The organism is Streptomyces sp. SN-593 (genome assembly GCF_016756395.1).
GTDB classification, from domain to species: Bacteria; Actinomycetota; Actinomycetes; order Streptomycetales; family Streptomycetaceae; genus Actinacidiphila; species Actinacidiphila reveromycinica.
In genome coordinates this window covers 2,415,178-2,433,274 of record NZ_AP018365.1, presented here as the reverse complement: position 1 = coordinate 2,433,274, position 18,097 = coordinate 2,415,178, and the positions used below count along the sequence as shown (strand labels likewise).

The window sequence follows — 18,097 nt, the reverse complement described above, 5'->3', positions numbered from 1 at the left end:
GCGGTGGGGCGGGAGGGGCGGTTGGGTAGGGCGCATGATCACTCGAACGCTCTATCTGTTCGCCTCCGCCGCACCCCCGGTGTTCGACGTGGCGCGGGTGGTGGAGTCCGCGCAGCGGGCGGGGTGGGACGTGTGCCTCGGCCTGACGCCCACCGCCGCGCGGTGGTTGGGGGAGTCGCTGGACGGTCTGGCGGTGCTGACCGGCCACCCGGTGCGGTGGGAGTACAAGTCTCCCGGCGAGCCCGACGTGTGGCCGCCGGCCGACGTGATCGTGGTGGCCCCGGCGACGTTCACGACGATCAACGCGTGGGCGGCCGGCATCACGGACAAGTTCGTGGTCGGGGTGGCCGCGGAGGCGATCGGCAAGGGCATCCCGCTGGTCACGATGCCCTGCCTCAACTCGGCGTACGCCCGGCACCCCGCGTTCGAACGGTCCGTGGGGGAACTGCGGTTGGCGGGCGTGCGGGTGCTCTACGGTCCCGGCGGCTTCGAACCCGGTCCGCCGGGCGGCGACGAACCGGTGGCGTACCCGTGGGACCTGGTGATGGCGGAGCTGGGCGAGGCGGGAGCGCCGCGGTAGGCCGTGCCCGCGGACGGCGCCGGGTGACGGGCCCGAGGGGCGGTGGATCGGCGCGTTTGCGGCGTGGATGACCCTTTCGGGTGAACGGCCGGAATTCGCGTGGGTGCGCGCGACGGCGCTGCGAAGCATGGTGGGGTGAGCATTTCGAGGGGGAGGCTCGCCCGGCTGTGGGCGGCGCTCGCCGTGGTGATGGCAGCGGGTTCGTGGGGTCTGGGCGGCGTGGCCGCGGCGACCTCCGGGCCCGGCTGCGGCGACGGCATACGCGCCACCCGCGCCTGTACGACCTCCCGTCCACCGGCCCGCCCGGGCACCGCGCGAGAGCCGTCAGGGCCACCCGGCCCGACCGCCTCGCCCGATCCGAGACCGACTCCGACTCCGAGACCGAGACCGACGCCGACACGGACCACGCGACCGACGGCGGAACCCACGCCGACGCGGGGCTCCTCGCGTACCCCTACCCCCGTCCCGACCCGCACCCCGACCCGCGCCCCGGCACGGACCTCCACGGCTCCGACTCCCCGCGCGGGCACGGCGCCCGGACCCACGACGGCACCCACCGCGGCCGATCCGCCGCCGACCGCACCGAACCGGACACGGCGGCCGGCGCCGAAACCCGGGCAGAAGCCGGCGCCGAAGCCGACCACTAGGTCGACCTCAACACCCGGGTCGACCTCGACGCCGGCGTCCCGTCCGCAGGCCCGGCACCCCCGCCAACCGGCCCGCCCGAAGCCCCCGTTCTGGGAACTCGGCTCGCACCACACCGACTGGCAGCCGCCCTGGCCGCTGAAGTGCGGCGCGTGGCCGTGGCCCTGGCCCTGGCCCTGGAGTTGGAGCGGAGGCTGGACCGGTCCGTGGACCCTCCCGCCGGGCCACCCGTGGCACACCCGCCCGCCGGCGAGGTGCCATCCCAAGCCGCCGCCGTCCTCACCGCCCTCCCCACCCCCGTCCTCACCCCCCGCGTCGCCCACACCCACGCCCACGCCCACGCCGACGCCGACGCCCACTCCGACTCCGACTCCGACCCCGAAGCCGACCCCGACTCCCTCCCGGCGTGCGGTCGTTGCCCCGCCACCGCCGTCCCCGCCCGCCCCGACGCGTTCCCCGGCCCCGGCTCCGACCACGAAGCCGGCGCCCACCACCCCGCCGACCACCGCGCCGAGTCCCGCCGCCGCGCCGCCGCGCCCGGCCGTGTGGCCGACCCCCGCGCCCAAAGCCGTGCACAAGCCGACCCGGCACACCCGGACCGTGATGGAGACGATGCTGCTCACCACCGTGCCCGCCCTGCTCGCCGTGGCCGTACTGCGCCCCGGCTCCCACACCTACCGCAGGAACCACTAGCGAAAGAGGGGGAGTTCATCCATGTCACAGTGGTTGGTGCTGGTCATCGCGATGGTCGCGGTGTGCGCCGTGGTGATCAGCGTCGTGGTGCTCCGGCAGCGCAGGATCGCCGTCGACGACGACCCGTCCGAGACGCCGGACGTCATCGAGTACATGGTCATGATGATCGGCGTGGTCTACGCGATCGTGCTCGGCCTGGCCATCGCGGGCGTGTGGGAGGGCCGCGGCAGCGCGCAGGCGGACGTGCTCGCCGAGGCGCAGGCCCTGCACGAGATCAAGGCCCGGGTGCAGGTCTACCCGGCAGGCGTACGCGACCAGGTGCGCGCGGACGTGGACGCCTACGCCGTGTACGTGGCCGACAAGGAGTGGCCCTACATGCGCGACCACGACGAACTGTCGCCCAGGGCCACGCAGTTGCTGGACAAGGTGCGCAGCGACATCACGCGCTACGACCCGAAGGACGACCTCGGCCAGCAGGCGTACCAGCCGTTGCTCGACCAGGTCACCGCGGCGGACCAGGCCCGGACGGACCGCGGCCAGAGCCTCGGGGCGACCATGCCGGGCATGGTGTGGTTCGGCCTGATCACCGGCGCGCTGGTCACGGTCGGGCTGATCTTCACGCTCCAGATCCGGCGCTCGGGGCGGGAGTTGCTCCTCGCCGGGCTGTTCAGCGCGCTGATCGCCTTCCTGCTCTTCCTGATCTGGGACCTGGACGCGCCGTTCGGCGACGGCCTGTCGGTCGGCGCGGGCGTGTTCCGGGAGATCGTGCTCCGGCAGTGAGAGATCGTGCTCCGGCGGTGAACGGAGCGGGCACGCGCCCGTAGCGCGCGCGACGAGGGCGGTTCCCCACCCGGACCGGTGGGGAACCGCCCTCGTCAGTGCCGCCCCGCCGCGGTCGGCGGTCGCGGGTCGCCGCTGTTCAGCGCCAGTTCGACACGTTCACGTTCTCCAGCACGCCGAGCGCGTCGGGCACCAGCACGGCGGCCGAGAAGTACGTGCTCACCAGGTAGCTGATGATCGCCTTCTCGTCGATGCCCATGAAGCGCACGTTGAGGCCCGGTTCGTACTCGTCGGGCAGGCCGGTCTGGTTGAGGCCGATGACGCCCTGGTTGTCCTCGCCGGTGCGGATGGCGATGATCGAGCTGGTCCGCGCCTCGGAGACCGGGATCTTGTTGCAGCTCAGGATGGGCACGCCCCGCCAGCCGGGGACGGTGGAGCCGTTCACCTCCACGGGGTCCGGGTAGATGCCGGCGCGGGTGCACTCGCGGCCGAAGGCGGCGATGGTGCGCGGGTGGGCGAGCAGGTAGCGGGTGTTGCGGCGGCGGCTGATCAGCTCGTCCAGGTCGTCCGGCAGCGGCGGGCCGGCGTGCGGCTGGATGCGCTGGTCGTACTCCGCGTTGTTGAGCAGGCCGAACTCGGGGTTGTTGATCAGCTCGTGCTCCTGGCGTTCGCGCAACGCCTCCACGGTGAGCTTGAGTTGCTGCTCGGTCTGGTTCATCGGCTCGTTGTAGAGGTCGGCGACCCTGCTGTGCACCCGCAGCACGGTCTGGGCGACGCTCAGTTCGTACTCGCGCGGCTTGACCTCGTAGTCCACGTAGGTGGCCGGCAGCGCGGACTCGCCCTTGTGGCCCGAGGCCAGCTCGATCGCGGCCTCGCCGCGCTTGTTGGTCCGCTGGCTCGGGATCGCCCGGACCGCCTCCAGGTGGTCGCGCAGCGGCGCCGCGGTCTCCAGCAGGGACGCCAGCGCCTGCCGCGGCAGCTCCAGCACGGTGGTCGCGGTGGCCGCCCTGGAGGTGTACTGCCAGGTGTCCTCGCCCAGCAGCGCCTGCTCACCGAAGTAGGCGCCGTCGGCGAGCGAACCTAGCCGGGTCTGCTCGCCGTACGACCCCTCGCCGATCTTCTCGACCTTGCCGTGGGCGATCAGGTAGACGGTGTCCACCGGGCGCCCCGCCTCGGCCAGCACCTCGCCCTGCTGGTACTCCCGCTGGACGAAACGATCCGCCAGTGCGGTCAGCGCCGGCAGGTCGTCGAACGACCGCAGAGCGGCGATCTCGCCCAGCTCCTGCGGGATGACCCGGACCTCGGACCCGGTCTTCACAAAGGTCACCCGGCCGTCGCCCACTGCGTAGCTCAACCGGCGGTTGACCCGGTACGTACCCGCGTTCACCTGCACCCACGGCAGCACCTTCAGCAGCCAGCGGGACGAGATGCCCTGCATCTGCGGGGTGGACTTGGTGGTGGTCGCCAGGTTCCGCGCGGCGGCAGTGTCGAGACTGGTCCGCGCCTGAGCGTCCTGCGGATTGCCTTGTGCGGTGTCCTGACCCGCATCAACCGACATGGACTGTCCTTCCGTAAGGAGGTGGTACGGCCCAATTCTTTCGGCGACGCAGAGTGCTGACTATTGCCGGATCGAGTGAGAATACTTTCCGAAATACGGGAAAGCGGCACCGCGGCCGGGGTGATCCGTCCGGTTCCGTACGGCTCCGTGGTCATCCGTCCCAGGGACGGGAACGTGTGTGCGACGCGCGGGTGCGGAGCCGCACCGGGAGGGAGGGCGGGGGGAACTCAGAGCGCTTCGACGACCGGGCCGCGCTCGGTCGGCGTGGCGGTCTGCGGCGGGACGCCGAGCGGGCCCACGGCGAGCGAGGACGAGAACGACGGCGCGAACGTCGGCCGCGGCGGGACGAACGGCGGGGCCGGCGGCGGTACCAGCGGGGTGGCCGACACCGGGCGCGGCGCGGCGGCCGCCGGGGTCGCGGCCGCAGGGGCGGTGGTCAGCGGCCCCTCGGCCAGGGCCGACGCGGGCGCCGCGGCCAGCGGACCGAGGGCGGTGAGGGAACCTGCGGCGGCCAGCGGACCGGCGCCGGCCAGCGGCTCGACGTCGAGGGGGGCGGCGGCGAAGGCGGCCGCCTCCAGCGCTATCCGCCGCTCACGGCGGAAGACCAGCGCGGCGAACGCGCCGGCGCCCAGCAGGGCGACGAAGGACATCAGCGTGCCGAACCAGCTCGCGCCCAGCCACCGGCCGCCGATCCAGCCCAGGCCGACGCTGTAGGTGGCCCAGCAGACGCCGGCCAGCGCGGACCAGGGCAGGAACTCGCGCGGGCGGCGGCGGGCGGTGCCGGCGCCCAGGCTGACCACGCTGCGGCCGGCCGGTGCGAAGCGGGCCAGCACCACCAGGGCGCCGCCGCCACTGTTGAGCACCTGCCCGAGCCGTTCGTGGGCGGCGGCGAGCCGCCGCGAGTTCGCGATCCGCCGGTCGAACCAGGCCCCGCCGCGCCAGGCGAGCCGGTAGGCGAGCAGGTCGCCGGCGCAGGACGCGGTGGCGGCGCAGGCGAGCAGGACGAGGATGTCGAGCACGCCGTCCCGGGCCCCGGTGGAGCCCGCGGTCGCCGCGCTGATCACCAGCACGCCGCTGGGGAGCACCGGCACGAACACGTCGAGGAGCACGGACAGGCCCACGAGCAGGTAGATCCACGGCCACTCGAAGAGGGAGCCCAGGTGGTGCAGCACTACGCCTCCTCGCCCTTCGCCGTCCTGCTCGTGTCGTGCCGTGGTCTCATGCCTTGGTCCTGCGAGCCCGTCTGCGAAGCAGCCCCGGAGGAGCGCTCCCGGTGTCGCGTCAACGAGCGGCGGATCTTCATCCACCGTCAGCCGTACAGCGTACGCCAGTGCCGGGCCCCGGTTCCCGTGAGGGCACGTGACGTACTAGACAATCACGGCGTTATCACGGCCGGATTACTCTCCAGGAAACGGTTCGGCGCAGATTCCGTGGATGTGGCCGCGCGGGCCCGCGCCCTCGTGTCGGGTGGGCGGCCCGGTGGACGGCGGCCGGGTGGGCGGCGGCCGGGTGGGACGGGGGCGATGCCGTAGCATGGCGGGAGCAGAAGGGGAGTAGCTCTTCGCCGGACCGTCGACATACTGCCGGGCCGTTCCGCACCGCGAGGTGGGAGCGTGCCGGGCCGGCGCCCGGAGGCGGTGCACCGCGGTGCCCGCCAGCGAGACCTTCGGCCGCAGTGTCCTGACGCTGCCGTGCCGAAGCGACCCCCGGACAGCCCGTGGTTCCTCCCGGTACGGCCGCCCCGACCGATCGAGGAACAGCTTCCGTGCTCAGCATCAGCGTCATCGCCGTCGTCTTCGGCGTGATCTTCCTGGCCGAACTGCCCGACAAGACCGCGCTCGCCGGTCTCATGCTCGGCACCCGCTACCGGCCGTCCTACGTCTTCGTCGGCGTCGCCGCCGCCTTCGTCGTCCACGTCGCGCTCGCGATCGCGGCCGGCAGCCTGCTGACGCTGCTCCCGCACCGCTGGGTCCAGGGGGTGGTCGGGGTGCTGTTCCTCGGCGGCGCGGCCATGCTGCTGTTCGCCAAGGACGACGACGAGGAGGAGGTCAGGGCGCCGGCCGACCAGAGCTTCTGGAAGGTCTCCGGTGCCGGCTTCATGCTCATCCTCGTGGCCGAGTTCGGCGACCTCACGCAGATCATGACCGCGAACCTCGCCGCGCGCTACGACGCCCCGGTGTCCGTCGCGATCGGCGCGGTGCTCGGGCTCTGGGCGGTCGCGGCGCTCGGCATCTTCGGCGGCCGCCTGCTGATGAAGCGGGTGCCCCTGCCGCTGATCACCAAGGCGGCGGCGGTGGTCATGGTCGTGCTGGCCGCGCTCAGCCTCTACGAGGCGGCCACGGGCGCGGCCCTGCTGTGAGTCCCGCCCGCGGCCGCGCGGCCGTGCGCCCGCGACCGCTGCCCCGGGCACACCCGGGCGGAGCGGCGGGTCACCAGGCGCCGTGCTCGGCGAGGCCCAGGACGAGCGCGGCGAGCGCCGTCGCGAGGAACACGGCGCCGCCGACGATGTCGCGCGAACCCACCCGCAGGTGGGCGAGGATCGCGCCCACGAAGTAGAGCACCAGGCCGCAGGCGGCGAGGGTGCCGAACAGCGGCACCGCGAGCCCGGCCGCCAGGCCCGCGGTGCCCGCCGCCAGCAGCGAGCCGAGGACCGGCACCCACACGCGGGCGATCCCCTTCATGTCCGCCTGGGTCTTGGGGTATTCGTGGCCGATCAGGTAGGTGACGGCGGCGGCGCCGTTGAGGACCACGCCGATGAGGGTGACCGTGAGGTAGGCGGCGAACACGTTCTCTCCCGTTGTCCGTTGTCCGTGCGGATGGACTGCCCGTGCCGGACGCCCCGTCGCGGGGCGCCGCTGCCAGGACGAACCGGCGGGCGCCGCGATGTGTGACAGTCCCGGTCCCCGGGAGGAGGACCGGCCCGCGCGCCTTCCGCGCGAGGGGGATCGGGTGGATCGGTCCGACGCGGGAGCGCGGGAGCGCGAGATCACCGGCTCACGGGATCACCGGCTCACGGATTACGGGATCACCCGGCTCACCGGCTCACGGCATCACGGGATCACGGCGTGACGGTCACCACGAGGCCGCCGCCGGACGCCGGGCGCACCCGCACGTGTTCCAGGGACGGCGCGTGCGCGCTGGGGTGCTGGGCGAGCGCGCGGGGGCCCACGCCGACGACCCGCATCCCCGCGGCGCGGGCCGCGGCGATGCCGACCTCGGCGTCCTCGAAGACGACGCAGTCCTCGGGGGCGAAGCCGAGTTCGGCGGCCCCCTTCAGGAAGCCCTCCGGGTCGGGCTTGCTGGCGCTCACGCACTCCGCGGTGACCCTGACCTCCGGGAGGGGCAGCCCGGCCGCCTCCATCCGGGTCCGGGCCAGCTCGGCGCTGGCGGAGGTGACCAGGGCGTGCGGCAGGCCCCGGAGCGAGGCGAGGAACGCGGCGGCGCCGGGGATCGGCACCACGCCGTCGGTGTCGGCGGTCTCCTCGGCCAGCAGCACCGCGTTCTCGGCGTAGTTCTCGGCCATCGGCCGGTCCGGGAAGAGCACGGCCATCGTGGCGTGGCCCTGGCGGCCGTGCACGACCGAGAGCACGTAGGCCGGGTCGAGCCCCTTCCGCTCGGCCCACCGGCGCCAGCAGCGCTCCACGACGGCGTCGGAGTTCACCAGGGTCCCGTCCATGTCCAGCAGCAGCGCGCGGGCGCGGAACTCGGCGGACGGGGTGGACGGCGTCATGGAAGTGCTCCCTGGGGGTACGAGGCGGCGCGGGCCCTCCGCACGCGGCCGTACGGACGGCGCGGGGGCGGCCGCCCCGGCTGGTGCCGTTGCGACCGCCCCCGACGGTGACTCCGTTACTCCGTGGTCCCGCCCGCCGGTCAGGGGAGGCGGGCGGAACCACTTTGTTCCATCACGATACAAAAGATGTGCCGCATGCGCCACCCCGCCCCTGCGCGACCCCCGGCCGCCGGCCCCCGCGCCCCCGGTCGGGCGGCCCTTAGACTCACGGCATGCCCACGGAACCCTTCGGGCCGCTCCAGTTCCAGCTCGTGCTGCTGCGGAGGATGGCCGACCACCAGCCGGGCCTGGTCGACGAGGCGCTGCGGGCGCTGGGCGCGAACCACACCGACCTGCGCGAGGCGAACCGCCGGTGGCAGGCGCGGCTGCACAGCCGTACGTTCCCGCGCGGCGAGGCCCGCTACCGCACGGCGCTCGGTCCGCCGGAGGACGTTCGGGAGCAGCGCGCCGGGGACCTCGCGCTGCGTGCGGCGCGGTGGCCCGTACCGCTCTGGCCGGACCTGCGGTTCGAGGTGGTGACGCTCCCGGGTGGCGGCGGTGCCGGCGGCGGGGCGGTCGTCAGCGAGTGGCTGGTGCGGGCCCCCGGGGCGGCGGCGCCGCGTCTCGCGGCCGTCGAGGACCTGGCGCCCTGGTCGTGCACCGTGGACGACGCGGCGCGCGCCTTCCCGCCGGCCGCGCCGCTGCCGCCCGACGCGCCGTCCCGGGCCCGGCTGGCGCTGACCGACCCGCTCACCGGGGAGCGGCTGGTGGCGCACTTCACCTGGGGCCTGCTCCAGTACGTCGCCCCGCACTGACGCGACCGCCGGCGCGGCGGTCCCGACGCGGCGGTTCCGGCGGCGCGTGTCCGCCCGCCGACCGGGAGGGGCGCCGCACGCACCGTCCCCGCGGGTCCGGCAGGGTCCGCCGGACAGGCCCTGGCTAGGAGCTAGGAGTCGCCCTGCGTCTGGCGTTCCAGGGCGGCGCGGGTGTTCGGGCCGTAGACGCCGTTGTGGCTGCCGTCGGAGGCGTCGGTCACCCAGTACCAGGTCTGGAAGGTGGCGACCGCCAGCTTCACCTGCCCGTCGAAGACGCCGTCGATCGGACCCGCGTAGACCCACACCTCGCTGAGCCGCCGCTGGAGGTCGGCGACGGCCGGGCCCGAGTCGCCGACCTCCAGCACCTGGGCGGGGGTCGTCGTGGTGGTGCTCCCACCCGTGCCCGTGGGCTGTGTGGGATCGCCGGTGCCCTGCGCCGGGTCGGTGGCGGCGGTGGACGTGGCGGGCGGCGTGGCGGTCACCGTCGAGGCGGACCCGGAGACCAGGGCCGGCGCGGCGGAACGCGCGGCCGGCGTGCCGTCGCCGGCGGCCGGGGGAGGGGTGGCGGACGCCGAGGGCGTGGCCGACGGACCGGCCGCGCGGTGCGTGTCGGCCGCGGTGCTGCGGCCGGTCATGGCCGGGGCCGCCGATGCGGTGGCGTGGGCGGCGTCCGGGGGCAGCACCACGTCCGGCATCGAGGACGACTGGTCGGGCAGGGCGCGGTCGGCGCCGCTCTGCTCCTCGCCGATCTGGCCGCTGACCGCCACCGCGCCCGCGGCGAGTGCCGAGGCGGCCACCGCCGCCGCGGCGACCACGAGGCCGCGCTTGCGCCGGCGGTGCCGGCCGCGCGCGGCGGCCGCGGCGTACCCGTCTCCGTCGTCCGGCCGGTCCGGGCCGTCGGCGGGGAACAGGCCGAGGTCGTGCGGGGCGGGCCCGCCCGCCACGGGGCCGGGCGTGTCGGCGTACGCGGCGCCGGGTATGCCGGTCGCGCCGGTCGCCCCGGTGTCGATCAGCCGTCGGACCGTGGTCTCGCCTGCCTCGCCGTCGGGCTCGGCCACGTAGGGGCGCAGGCGCAGCGGGTGGAAGCCCTCGACGGCCGCCACGGCCGCCGCGCGCTCCGCGGACCGCTCGGCCGCGCGTATCCCGCCGGCGTCGTCCTCGGCGGGGCCGCCGGGCGCGGGGTGGGCGGCCGGCGGGTGGTGGGGCCCGTGCGACGGGTACGGCCGGTCCGGCCGGTCGTACCGGCCGTCGTACCGGTCCTCCGGTCCGCTCGGCTGCCTCGGCGCCACGGTGTCCCCTCCCGCCGTTCGTACGTGAATCCGCACGGTCCGTTCACACGGCGTGCGCGACGTCTCCGGTGATTATGCCGATACGACACGCCTCCGGCACAGCGCACGGCGGCGGGGGTGACCTGTTCCGCAGGCCGTACCGGGGCAAAGGGTGCGAATATGAGTTCTCGACCCTCGGGGAGACGAGGCGAGGAGCTGCCACATGGCCCAGGACACCCCCACCGCCGCTGCGCCGGCGGCGGCACCGGGCGAGCAGCAGGACAGGCGCGCGGTACGGATCGCGATCGGCGCGCTCGCCCTCGGCCTGCTGCTGGCCGCGCTCGACCAGACCATCGTGTCGACCGCGCTCCCCACGATCGTCAGCGACCTGGGCGGCATCGACCACCTCTCCTGGGTGGTGACCGCCTACCTGCTGGCGTCCACTGCGGCAACTCCGCTGTGGGGCAAGCTCGGTGACATGTACGGCCGCAAGCGGCTGTTCCAGTCCGTGATCGTGCTCTTCCTGATCGGGTCGGCGCTGTGCGGGATCGCGCAGAGCATGGGCGAGTTGATCGCGTTCCGGGCGTTGCAGGGGCTGGGCGGCGGCGGGTTGATCGCGCTGTCGATGGCGATCGTCGGCGACATCGTGCCGCCCCGCGACCGGGGCCGCTACCAGGGCGTGTTCGGCGGGGTGTTCGGGGCCGCGAGCGTGCTCGGGCCGCTGCTGGGCGGGGTGTTCACCGAGCAGCTCTCCTGGCGCTGGGTGTTCTACGTCAACCTGCCGATCGGCGTGGTCGCGTTGGGGGTGATCGCCGTCGTCCTGCACATCCCGGCCCGTCCCCGGAGCGGCGCACCAGGGGCTCCGGCCCCCCACCGCATCGACTACGCCGGCATGGCGGTGGTGGCCGCGGCGGCGACCTGCCTGGTGCTGGTCACCTCGCTCGGCGGCACCACCTGGGCGTGGGGTTCGCCGGGCATCATCGCGCTGGCGGTGCTCGGCGTGCTGCTGGTCGGGGTGTTCGTGCTGATCGAGCGGCGGGCGGAGGAACCGGTGCTGCCGCCACGGCTGTTCGGGGTGCGCACCTTCCTGATCTGCTCGGCCGTCTCCTTCATCATCGGTTTCGCGATGTTCGGCGCGATGACCTACCTGCCCACCTTCCTCCAGGTCGTGCACGGCTACTCGCCGACGCTCTCCGGCGTCCACATGATCCCGATGGTGGTCGGCCTGCTGCTGTCCTCCACCGGCTCCGGCCAGATCGTCAGCCGCACCGGCCGCTACAAGGTCTTCCCGATCCTCGGCACCGCCGTCACCGCGGCAGGGCTGCTCCTGCTGCACCAGCTCGACGAGTTCACCGCCACCTGGCAGATGAGCCTGTACTTCTTCGTCTTCGGCCTCGGCCTCGGCCTGGTGATGCAGGTGCTGGTGCTCGCGGTGCAGAACGCGGTCGGCTACGAGGACCTGGGCGCGGCCACCTCGGGCACCACCTTCTTCCGCTCCATCGGGGCGTCCTTCGGCGTCTCGGTCTTCGGCACCGTCTTCACCCACCAGTTGTCGGACAAGCTGGTGTCGGCGCTGCGCGGGGTCGACGTGCCGGCCGGCTTCGACCCCGCCCGGCTCCAGGCCGATCCGAAGGCGATCGCCGGGCTGCCGAGCGCGGTCAAGGCCCCGGTGCTGCACGCCTACGCGGAGTCCATCACCACCGTGTTCCTGTGGGCGGTGCCGGTCGCGCTGCTCGGTTTCGTGCTGGCCTGGCTGCTGAAGGAGCAGCCGCTGCGCGGGTCGGTGACGGCGCCGGACGCCAACGAGACGTTCGGCACCAACCCGGTGGAGCGCTCCTCGCTCGACGAGATCGCCCGCTGCCTGTCGGTGCTGGGCAGCCGGGAGGCCAAGCGCGACCTGTACGTCCGCGTGACCGGCAAGGCGCGCGCCGACATCCACCCGGCCACGGGCTGGCTGCTGCTGCGGATCGCGCACCAGGGCGAGGCCGACCCGGTGGAGCTGGCCGCCCACTCCACGGTGCCGAGCGAGGTGATCGAACGGTCCGCGGTCGAGGCGGAGAGCCGGGGCTTCGCCGTACGGGACGGCAACCCGCTGCGGCTCACCACGTCCGGGAAGGCGCTGGCCGACCGGCTCGGTGAGGCCCGCCGGGCGGTGCTGGCCGACCTGCTCGGCGACTGGGACGCGTCCCGGAACTCCGAACTCGGCGCACTGGTCACGAAGTTGAGCGCGGACCTGTGCGGCGGCGACCACGACCGGCCGGAGCGGCCGTCGAGGTCGGTGCGGCCTTGAGGAAGTGCAGGAACCGGGCGAGGTCCTTGCGCGTGGTGGTGAGCACCACCGCCGGGTTGTCGCTCTCGCGAAGGAGGACCGCGCCCCCGTGTGCGGTCAACTCGACACAGTCCCCGTTGTCCTGGGAGTACGTGGACTTCTGCCAAGCCAGGGGCGCGGTCATGGGATGAGGGCCCTTTCAGAGGTTCAGAGGTCTCGGGAGATGCTGTGGATGAAGTCGCGTGACTCTTCCCGGTCCAGCGCCACCTTGGTCAGGATCTCGAAACGGCTGAGGTAGTTGGCGAGTTGGGTGGTCGCATGGAGCAGGGTCACGCCGTGCGCGGAGTCGATCTGGACGGTGTCCAACTGCGGGACGGTGCCGCTCGCGTAGAGCATCGCGTGGCTGGAGCCGACATGGCCCTCCGAAGCGAACGGGATGACCCGCACGCTTATCTGGGGCAGGTGGCTCAGCTCCTGGATGTGCTCCAGTTGGGCTTTGGCAACCTTCGCCCCGCCGAACCGCATCCGCAAGGCGGCCTCGTGCACCAGCGCCTCGTACGGCGGCGCGGCCTCGCGGTGCAGGACGTTGGCGCGCTCCATCCGGTGGGCGACCCAGGCGGCCAACTCGTTGTCCGGCAGCGGCGGGACGGCGTGGCCGACCACCGCCCGGGCGTACGCCTCGGTCTGGAGCAGGCCCGGGATGTGGCTGACCTGGAGCGGACGCAGGTGGACGGCGTAGTGCTCCATCTCGGAGATGTCGAGCATGCCGGCCGGCACCACGCCACGGTACGCCTCCCACCAGCCCTTGCGGCCATGCCCGTTGGCCATGCTGACCAGGGCGTCGACCAGGGCCGCGTCCCCGCATTCGTAGAACGCGGCGAGACGCCTTAACCGCTCCTCGCTGACACCGAGCCGCCCCGCTTCGATGTGGCTGACCTTCGCCGGGTCGGTGCCGAGCAACCGCGCGGTGTCGCGGGCGGTGATGCCGGCGGCTTCCCGCATCTTTCTCAGCTCCGCGCCTAGGCGCTCCTGGCGGGCGGTCGCGGTGCTCCTGAGCGGCATGGTGTCCCTTCTTGGTGCTGGTTTCCGAGTGTGCCGTTCCGCTCTCGCGGGGTCCAGATCGTTTCAGGAAATCCGTACCTAATCAGAGACAATGTTGCAGTGGTGCATGATTGCCCCATAACACCTCGGAGATCTTACTCTCGCATAGTCAACTCCCTTGCTGTGACGTCGCGTTGCTTGGGTGCGCCGAGAACGCCGACCGGGTCGGCGCGCGAGTGGCAGGGCTGCCGTGTGCGGCGGGAGGGTCGGGCGGGGAGGCGCGTTCACGCTGGGCGAACACCGAGGGCGCGCGGCGGGGAACGCATCGCGGCTGTCGTACGTCAGGTGATCCGACGGTCCGACATATGCGTTCCGCACGGCGATCAGGTGACAACGGTGACTTCTCCCGATTCCGCCTCCGGTGCCAGTCTCGGTGTCGTCACCGTGATGAGGGGGGATCGATGGACAACCACCACGAGGTCTTCCGCCTCGCCGACCGGCACTTCCACGAGAGCCCGGACCGGCTGTCCGCGACCACCGGTGACGAGGCCGCGGCGCCCGGGGACGGGAAGGCCCCGGGCGCCGCCGCCGTACCGTTCGTGCCCGGGCCCCGACCGGTGCACCCGCGCGACTCCACGTACGCCGGGCCCGGCGGCCCGGTGCCCGCGGTCGAGGGCCGCGAGGGCCGGCTGGCGCCCGACGACCAGTGCCCCGCCTCCCACGTGCCCGGCCGGGCCACCCTGCCGGAGTTCCCCGCGCCGCAGTCGGCGGCGCGCAACGCCGCCACCGTCGCCGACCCGCCCTACCGCATCGGGCAGGCCCCGTACTTCTCCGACGGCGGTGGCGTCCACGCCGGCACCGTCACCCGCACCGGGGACGCGGTGGTGCTCAAGAAGGGCCGCCCGCACGCGGGTCCGGCCTCCGCCGGCGCCGACGCCGTCACCCGGCGGCGGCGCGAACGCGACGCGGCGGCCGTCGCCGACCTCACCCGCCGGCCGCTGCGCATCCGCGCCGGCGTGCAGGACGCGGTGGCCGAAGTGCACGCGTGCGGGCCCGTCTTCAACGACCCGCACGCGTTCGACACCATGGGCGGGCCGGGCGACGAGACGGTGCCTCTGCCGGACGTCGAGGCCGCCGCGCGGAGCACCGACAACGGCCGCCGGGCCGTGGGCGACCCCGGCTCCGTCGCGCGGCCCGACCGGCGCGGCACCGAGGAGGACATCCACCCCCTCGCCCGCCCGCGGCCGGCCCTCTTCCTGCCCGTCACCAGGCTGTTCGCCGTCGACCGCGGCAAGGCCGCGCACCCGGCCGAGGTGCTCGGCCGCCGGTTCCCGGTACCGGCACGGTTCCCGGAGGAGGCGGTCGCCGAGATCACGCGGGCGCCGCAGGGCGCCGACGGCCCGCCGCACGCCGCCGCGTGGGGCGGGAGCGGCGGTGGAACCGGCCTGCGCGCGAGTTCACCCCCACCCGACCTGCACGTGCAGGCCGGCGATCCCGACCCCGCCGCCGGGACCGGTGGGCCGGGCCCGTCCCCGGCTGCCGCCCCGGCCCCCGCCCGCACCGCCGGGCTGCCCGCTCGCCCTCGGCGCCGCGGCCGCCGGACGGCCGCCGGCTCCCCGGCCGCCGTTCCTCCCCCCGCCCGCGCGCTGAACCGCGGGCCCCACGAACCGGTCCGGACAGCGACCCGGGCCGTCCACCACCCGCCGAACTCCTCGGCGGCAACGGAAAGGAGCACCTGACCCGGCCCTTGCCGACCTGCACACCATGGTGTCCGTCGAGCGCGGACACGGCGCCGACGACGCCGGCTCGCCGAGTCCGGGGAACCGCGTCAGCTCGGTGGGGGCTCCTGATCCGCCGGGGACGCGACCGCGCGTCGCGTCTCGGCGGTTCGACCGGTGACCGAGGCCCTGTCCGACAGGGCCGGGGCCCCGCCCTCCGCACCCGGGGGCGGGGCCCCGGCCTGCCCGCCGTCCCCGAACCCGCTTCCCGACCCGCCGGCGAACCCGCCCCTGCACCGGCCCGGGAACCCGCCCCCCGAACCCGCGTCCCGCGCGCCGCCGGCCGCCGGAGGAGGACCCGTGTGGCCCGCCACGGCCCCGCGCGGCCCGTCCCGCGACGCGCGGCAGCAGGGCCGCCACCGGCACGGTCGCGGTACCGGCCGGGGTGCCCGTCGGGCTCGGCCTGCTGCTGCCGGCCGCGCCCGCCCACGCCGTCGACCAGGTGCTGCGTGGGCGGAGCGATCCGCCCTGGACGGGCGGCGGTCGGGTACGGGCCGCGCCTCGGTGATCGCCGGGCGCCTGCGGTTCGGCGCCGAGAACGTCGCGGGCGCCGCGTCACACCCAGCCGGCGACCCGCGAGATCCGGATCGCGTCGACCCGGTTGCGGGCCCCCGTCTTCCGGGTGATCGAGGCGAGGTAGTTGCGCACGGTGCCGTGGGACAGGTGCAGCAGGTGCGCGATCTCGGTGACCGGGGCGCCCTCGGCGCTCAGTGACAGCACGCTCAACTCCCGCCTGGTCAACGGCATGTCGGCCGCGTGCAGGAACTCCACGGCGAGCGACTCGTCGACGAACCGTTTCCCCTGCGCGGCCTGGCGCACGGCCGTCGGCAGCCGGTCCGCCGACCGGTCCTTGTTCACGAAGCCCAGTGCGTGCGCCTCGTGCGCCCGGCGCAGGTCGCCCGGCCTGCCCGGGCCGGTGAGCACGACCAGCGCGCAGCGCGTCCGGGCCGGCCCGCCTCCGGGGCCGGTGACGGCCGGGCCGTGGGTGGCGGGGCGGCCCGGGCCGCCGCTTCCGGGCCGGGGCCAGCCTCCGGCGGCTCCCGGCCCGGCGCCCCTCGGATCGCCGCCCCTCGGATCGCCGCCCGTCGCACCGCCGTTCGCCGGTCGGCCCGCGCCGAGCGCCCGGGGGCCGCCGTTCCCGCCGGCCGCGCGGGTGCCTTGGCCACGCGCCGCGTTCCCCCCGCGGACGGCGACCGCGCCGGCGGGAGCGCGCACCGGTCTGCCGAGTGGGCCGCCGAGCGCTCCGCCGGGTGAGCCGCCGAACGGGCCGGCCGCCGCGCCGACGTGCTGCCGCCAGCCCGTGCAGTCCGCGTCCACCACGCAGACGTCGGGCCGTAAGGACCGCTCGGTCTCCGCCGGGAGCGGCCAGGCCGTGTCCGTCACCTCGAAGTCCGCCTCCCGGCCCAGCAGAGCCGCCAGCGCCGAGCGCAGCAGACAGGTGTCGTGGGCCACCAGTACACGTATCACCGGGCATTCCCCTCGTGTGGTCGCATCGGTGCGCCGCCCTCGTCCCCCTGCGGGTGATGTCCGCGACCCCCGGGCGAACGCGAACCCATTCATACCCGGCGGATCGCCCCGTGCGGGTGAACTTCGGTGCCCGTCGGGTGCATGGATGGAGTGGCAGGAGGCGCCGGGGGCGGGCGACTTGCGGGCGCGCGCCCTCCCATCGAGGGAACCTGCCGCGGTGGCGCCGACGCCGGACGGGACACGTGATAAACGCGCGGGCGCTTTTTCGGGGACACCAGCGCGCCGGGGCTGGCCATGCGGATGTTCGTGGGCCGGCGCGGTTCCGCCCGCCGGCGGGGCGCCCTGTACGCGGTCCGCCCGGCCGCGGGTTGCCCGACGGCCGGTGGGTCCGGCACCTGAACGGTCTGCCTGAACCGGGTCCGCCTGAACCGGGTCCGCCTGAACCGGGTCCGTCTGAACCCGGTCGGCCGGAATCCGGTCGGCTCGGCCGTGGGTTGCCCGATGCCCGGTGGGTCCGGCGCCTGAACGGTCCGCTGCCCGGTCCGCCCGAACCGGGTCCGCCCGGTCTCCCGGCCTCGGCTCCGCCCGCCGCCGGAGCCGAGGCCCGCTCAGCCGGCCCGCGCCGCCCTGTCCAGGAGGCCGCACGCCGTTCGGATGTCCTCTGTCACCTCGGCGACCGAGGCGCGGCCCGAGATCCAGCCGACCAGCGCCGCGTGCCAGGTGTGTTCGATCACCCGGACGGTCGAGCGCAGGGCCTTCGGAAGGTCCTCGGCGCCCGTCCCCGACGCGCCTGCCCCCGGCTCACCCGCTTCCCCGCCGCGCGCCTCCGCGGCGCCCGTCGCCGTACGACCCGCTCCCGGTGCGCCCGGTGCGCCCGGTGCGCCCGGTGCGCCCGGTACACCCGGTCGGCCCATCGCCTCCACGATGATGGAGGTGGTCAGCCGGGACACCGTGTCCACCTGGGCGCGCACCGACCGGTCGGCGAAGATCATCGCCCGGAACATCGCGTCCGCGATCAGCGGCTCCCGCTGGAGCGCGCGGAAGGCCCGCAGCAGGGTGTCGGCGACGCGGCGGCCCGGTTCCGGCGCGGACGGGGGCCGCGTGCGCAGCGCGGTCTGGAGCTGCCCGAGCTGGTCCTCCATGACCGCCACCAACAGGTGGATCTTGGACGGGAAGTAGCGGTAGAGGGTGCCGAGGGCCACGTCGGACAGTTCGGCGACCTCCCGCATCTGCACGGCGTCGAAGCCGCCGCCGCAGGCCAGCTCGGTGCTGGCGGCGAGGATGCGGTTGCGCCGGGCCTCCTGCCGCGCGGTCAGGGCCGGGGCCGGTGGCCTGGGGTGTGCGCTCATCCGTCCTGTCCTCCGACGTGCCGTCGCCGTGCGGCCGGGCGGCGACGGCCCGCCGCCCGGGTCGCGGCGGCCGCCGGGTCGCGCG

Annotated in this window: 17 protein-coding genes; 8 read left to right on the top strand and 9 right to left on the bottom strand. The window is 74.7% G+C overall.

The annotated features are described in order from the left end of the window. Positions 1–34 precede the first annotated feature (34 nt). The 4 genes from RVR_RS09970 (at position 35) to RVR_RS09960 (ending at position 2,698) form a co-directional block, all read left to right on the top strand. The gene (locus tag RVR_RS09970; RefSeq protein WP_202233497.1) at positions 35–580 is read left to right on the top strand and encodes a flavoprotein; all 546 of its coding nucleotides are present in this window, start codon (positions 35–37) and stop codon (positions 578–580) included. Positions 581–783: 203 nt separating this feature from the next. Next, the gene (locus tag RVR_RS09965) at positions 784–1,227 is read left to right on the top strand and encodes a hypothetical protein (protein ID WP_202233496.1); all 444 of its coding nucleotides are present in this window, start codon (positions 784–786) and stop codon (positions 1,225–1,227) included. Between the two features lie 568 nt (positions 1,228–1,795). After that, entirely contained in the window at positions 1,796–1,918 is a 123-nt protein-coding gene (locus tag RVR_RS38575) for a hypothetical protein (protein WP_272933068.1), read from the top strand. Between the two features lie 21 nt (positions 1,919–1,939). Beyond that, on the top strand, positions 1,940–2,698 hold the full coding sequence (locus tag RVR_RS09960) for a bestrophin-like domain (RefSeq protein ID WP_202233495.1): 759 nt from the start codon (positions 1,940–1,942) through the stop codon (positions 2,696–2,698). A 139-nt stretch (positions 2,699–2,837) separates the two neighbouring features. Here the strand turns inward: RVR_RS09960 and RVR_RS09955 are convergent, their stop codons facing one another. Both RVR_RS09955 and RVR_RS39130 read right to left on the bottom strand, forming a co-directional pair. Next, positions 2,838–4,256, bottom strand: coding sequence for a family 2B encapsulin nanocompartment shell protein (locus tag RVR_RS09955; RefSeq protein WP_202233494.1), 1,419 nt, complete (start codon positions 4,254–4,256; stop codon positions 2,838–2,840). A 227-nt stretch (positions 4,257–4,483) separates the two neighbouring features. Beyond that, complete coding sequence (locus RVR_RS39130; protein WP_202233493.1) at positions 4,484–5,428, bottom strand: DedA family protein; 945 nt, start codon at positions 5,426–5,428, stop codon at positions 4,484–4,486. 593 nt (positions 5,429–6,021) lie between these two features. On the opposite strand from RVR_RS39130, the gene RVR_RS09945 reads away from it, so the two are divergent. After that, positions 6,022–6,615, top strand: a complete 594-nt coding sequence (locus RVR_RS09945) for a TMEM165/GDT1 family protein (protein WP_202233492.1) — start codon at positions 6,022–6,024, stop codon at positions 6,613–6,615. 70 nt (positions 6,616–6,685) lie between these two features. Here the strand turns inward: RVR_RS09945 and RVR_RS09940 are convergent, their stop codons facing one another. Both RVR_RS09940 and RVR_RS09935 read right to left on the bottom strand, forming a co-directional pair. Beyond that, positions 6,686–7,042, bottom strand: a complete 357-nt coding sequence (locus tag RVR_RS09940) for a DoxX family protein (protein ID WP_202233491.1) — start codon at positions 7,040–7,042, stop codon at positions 6,686–6,688. A 272-nt stretch (positions 7,043–7,314) separates the two neighbouring features. Next, the gene (locus tag RVR_RS09935; RefSeq protein ID WP_202233490.1) at positions 7,315–7,986 is read right to left on the bottom strand and encodes an HAD family hydrolase; all 672 of its coding nucleotides are present in this window, start codon (positions 7,984–7,986) and stop codon (positions 7,315–7,317) included. A gap of 272 nt (positions 7,987–8,258) precedes the next feature. Between RVR_RS09935 and RVR_RS09930 the strand changes: the two genes are divergently transcribed. Continuing rightward, positions 8,259–8,840 (top strand): hypothetical protein, encoded by a 582-nt coding sequence (locus tag RVR_RS09930; RefSeq protein WP_202233489.1) that lies wholly within the window; start codon positions 8,259–8,261, stop codon positions 8,838–8,840. A gap of 131 nt (positions 8,841–8,971) precedes the next feature. Here RVR_RS09930 and RVR_RS09925 read toward each other — a convergent pair whose 3' ends face one another. Continuing rightward, complete coding sequence (locus tag RVR_RS09925) at positions 8,972–10,129, bottom strand: peptidoglycan-binding domain-containing protein (RefSeq protein WP_202233488.1); 1,158 nt, start codon at positions 10,127–10,129, stop codon at positions 8,972–8,974. Between the two features lie 202 nt (positions 10,130–10,331). On the opposite strand from RVR_RS09925, the gene RVR_RS09920 reads away from it, so the two are divergent. Continuing rightward, the gene (locus tag RVR_RS09920; RefSeq protein WP_202233487.1) at positions 10,332–12,398 is read left to right on the top strand and encodes an MFS transporter; all 2,067 of its coding nucleotides are present in this window, start codon (positions 10,332–10,334) and stop codon (positions 12,396–12,398) included. Here RVR_RS09920 and RVR_RS09915 read toward each other — a convergent pair. Continuing rightward, complete coding sequence (locus RVR_RS09915; RefSeq protein WP_202233486.1) at positions 12,322–12,561, bottom strand: DUF397 domain-containing protein; 240 nt, start codon at positions 12,559–12,561, stop codon at positions 12,322–12,324. The two genes, RVR_RS09920 and RVR_RS09915, sit on opposite strands and share 77 nt — an antisense overlap. A gap of 23 nt (positions 12,562–12,584) precedes the next feature. Then, positions 12,585–13,439: a helix-turn-helix domain-containing protein gene (locus tag RVR_RS09910; protein ID WP_202233485.1), complete on the bottom strand. Its 855-nt coding sequence runs from the start codon at positions 13,437–13,439 to the stop codon at positions 12,585–12,587. Between the two features lie 440 nt (positions 13,440–13,879). Here RVR_RS09910 and RVR_RS09905 point away from each other — a divergent pair, with 440 nt between their 5' ends. Further along, a complete protein-coding gene (locus RVR_RS09905; protein ID WP_202233484.1) occupies positions 13,880–15,157 on the top strand; it encodes a hypothetical protein in 1,278 nt (425 codons plus the stop codon). A gap of 594 nt (positions 15,158–15,751) precedes the next feature. Here the strand turns inward: RVR_RS09905 and RVR_RS39125 are convergent. Together RVR_RS39125 and RVR_RS09895 are read right to left on the bottom strand one after the other, a co-directional pair. Then, positions 15,752–16,663 carry a response regulator transcription factor gene (locus RVR_RS39125; protein WP_430393121.1) on the bottom strand — a complete coding sequence of 304 codons (912 nt, stop codon included), beginning with the start codon at positions 16,661–16,663 and terminating at the stop codon, positions 15,752–15,754. 608 nt (positions 16,664–17,271) lie between these two features. Further along, positions 17,272–18,012 carry a TetR family transcriptional regulator gene (locus RVR_RS09895; RefSeq protein ID WP_202233483.1) on the bottom strand — a complete coding sequence of 247 codons (741 nt, stop codon included), beginning with the start codon at positions 18,010–18,012 and terminating at the stop codon, positions 17,272–17,274. Positions 18,013–18,097 lie beyond the last annotated feature (85 nt).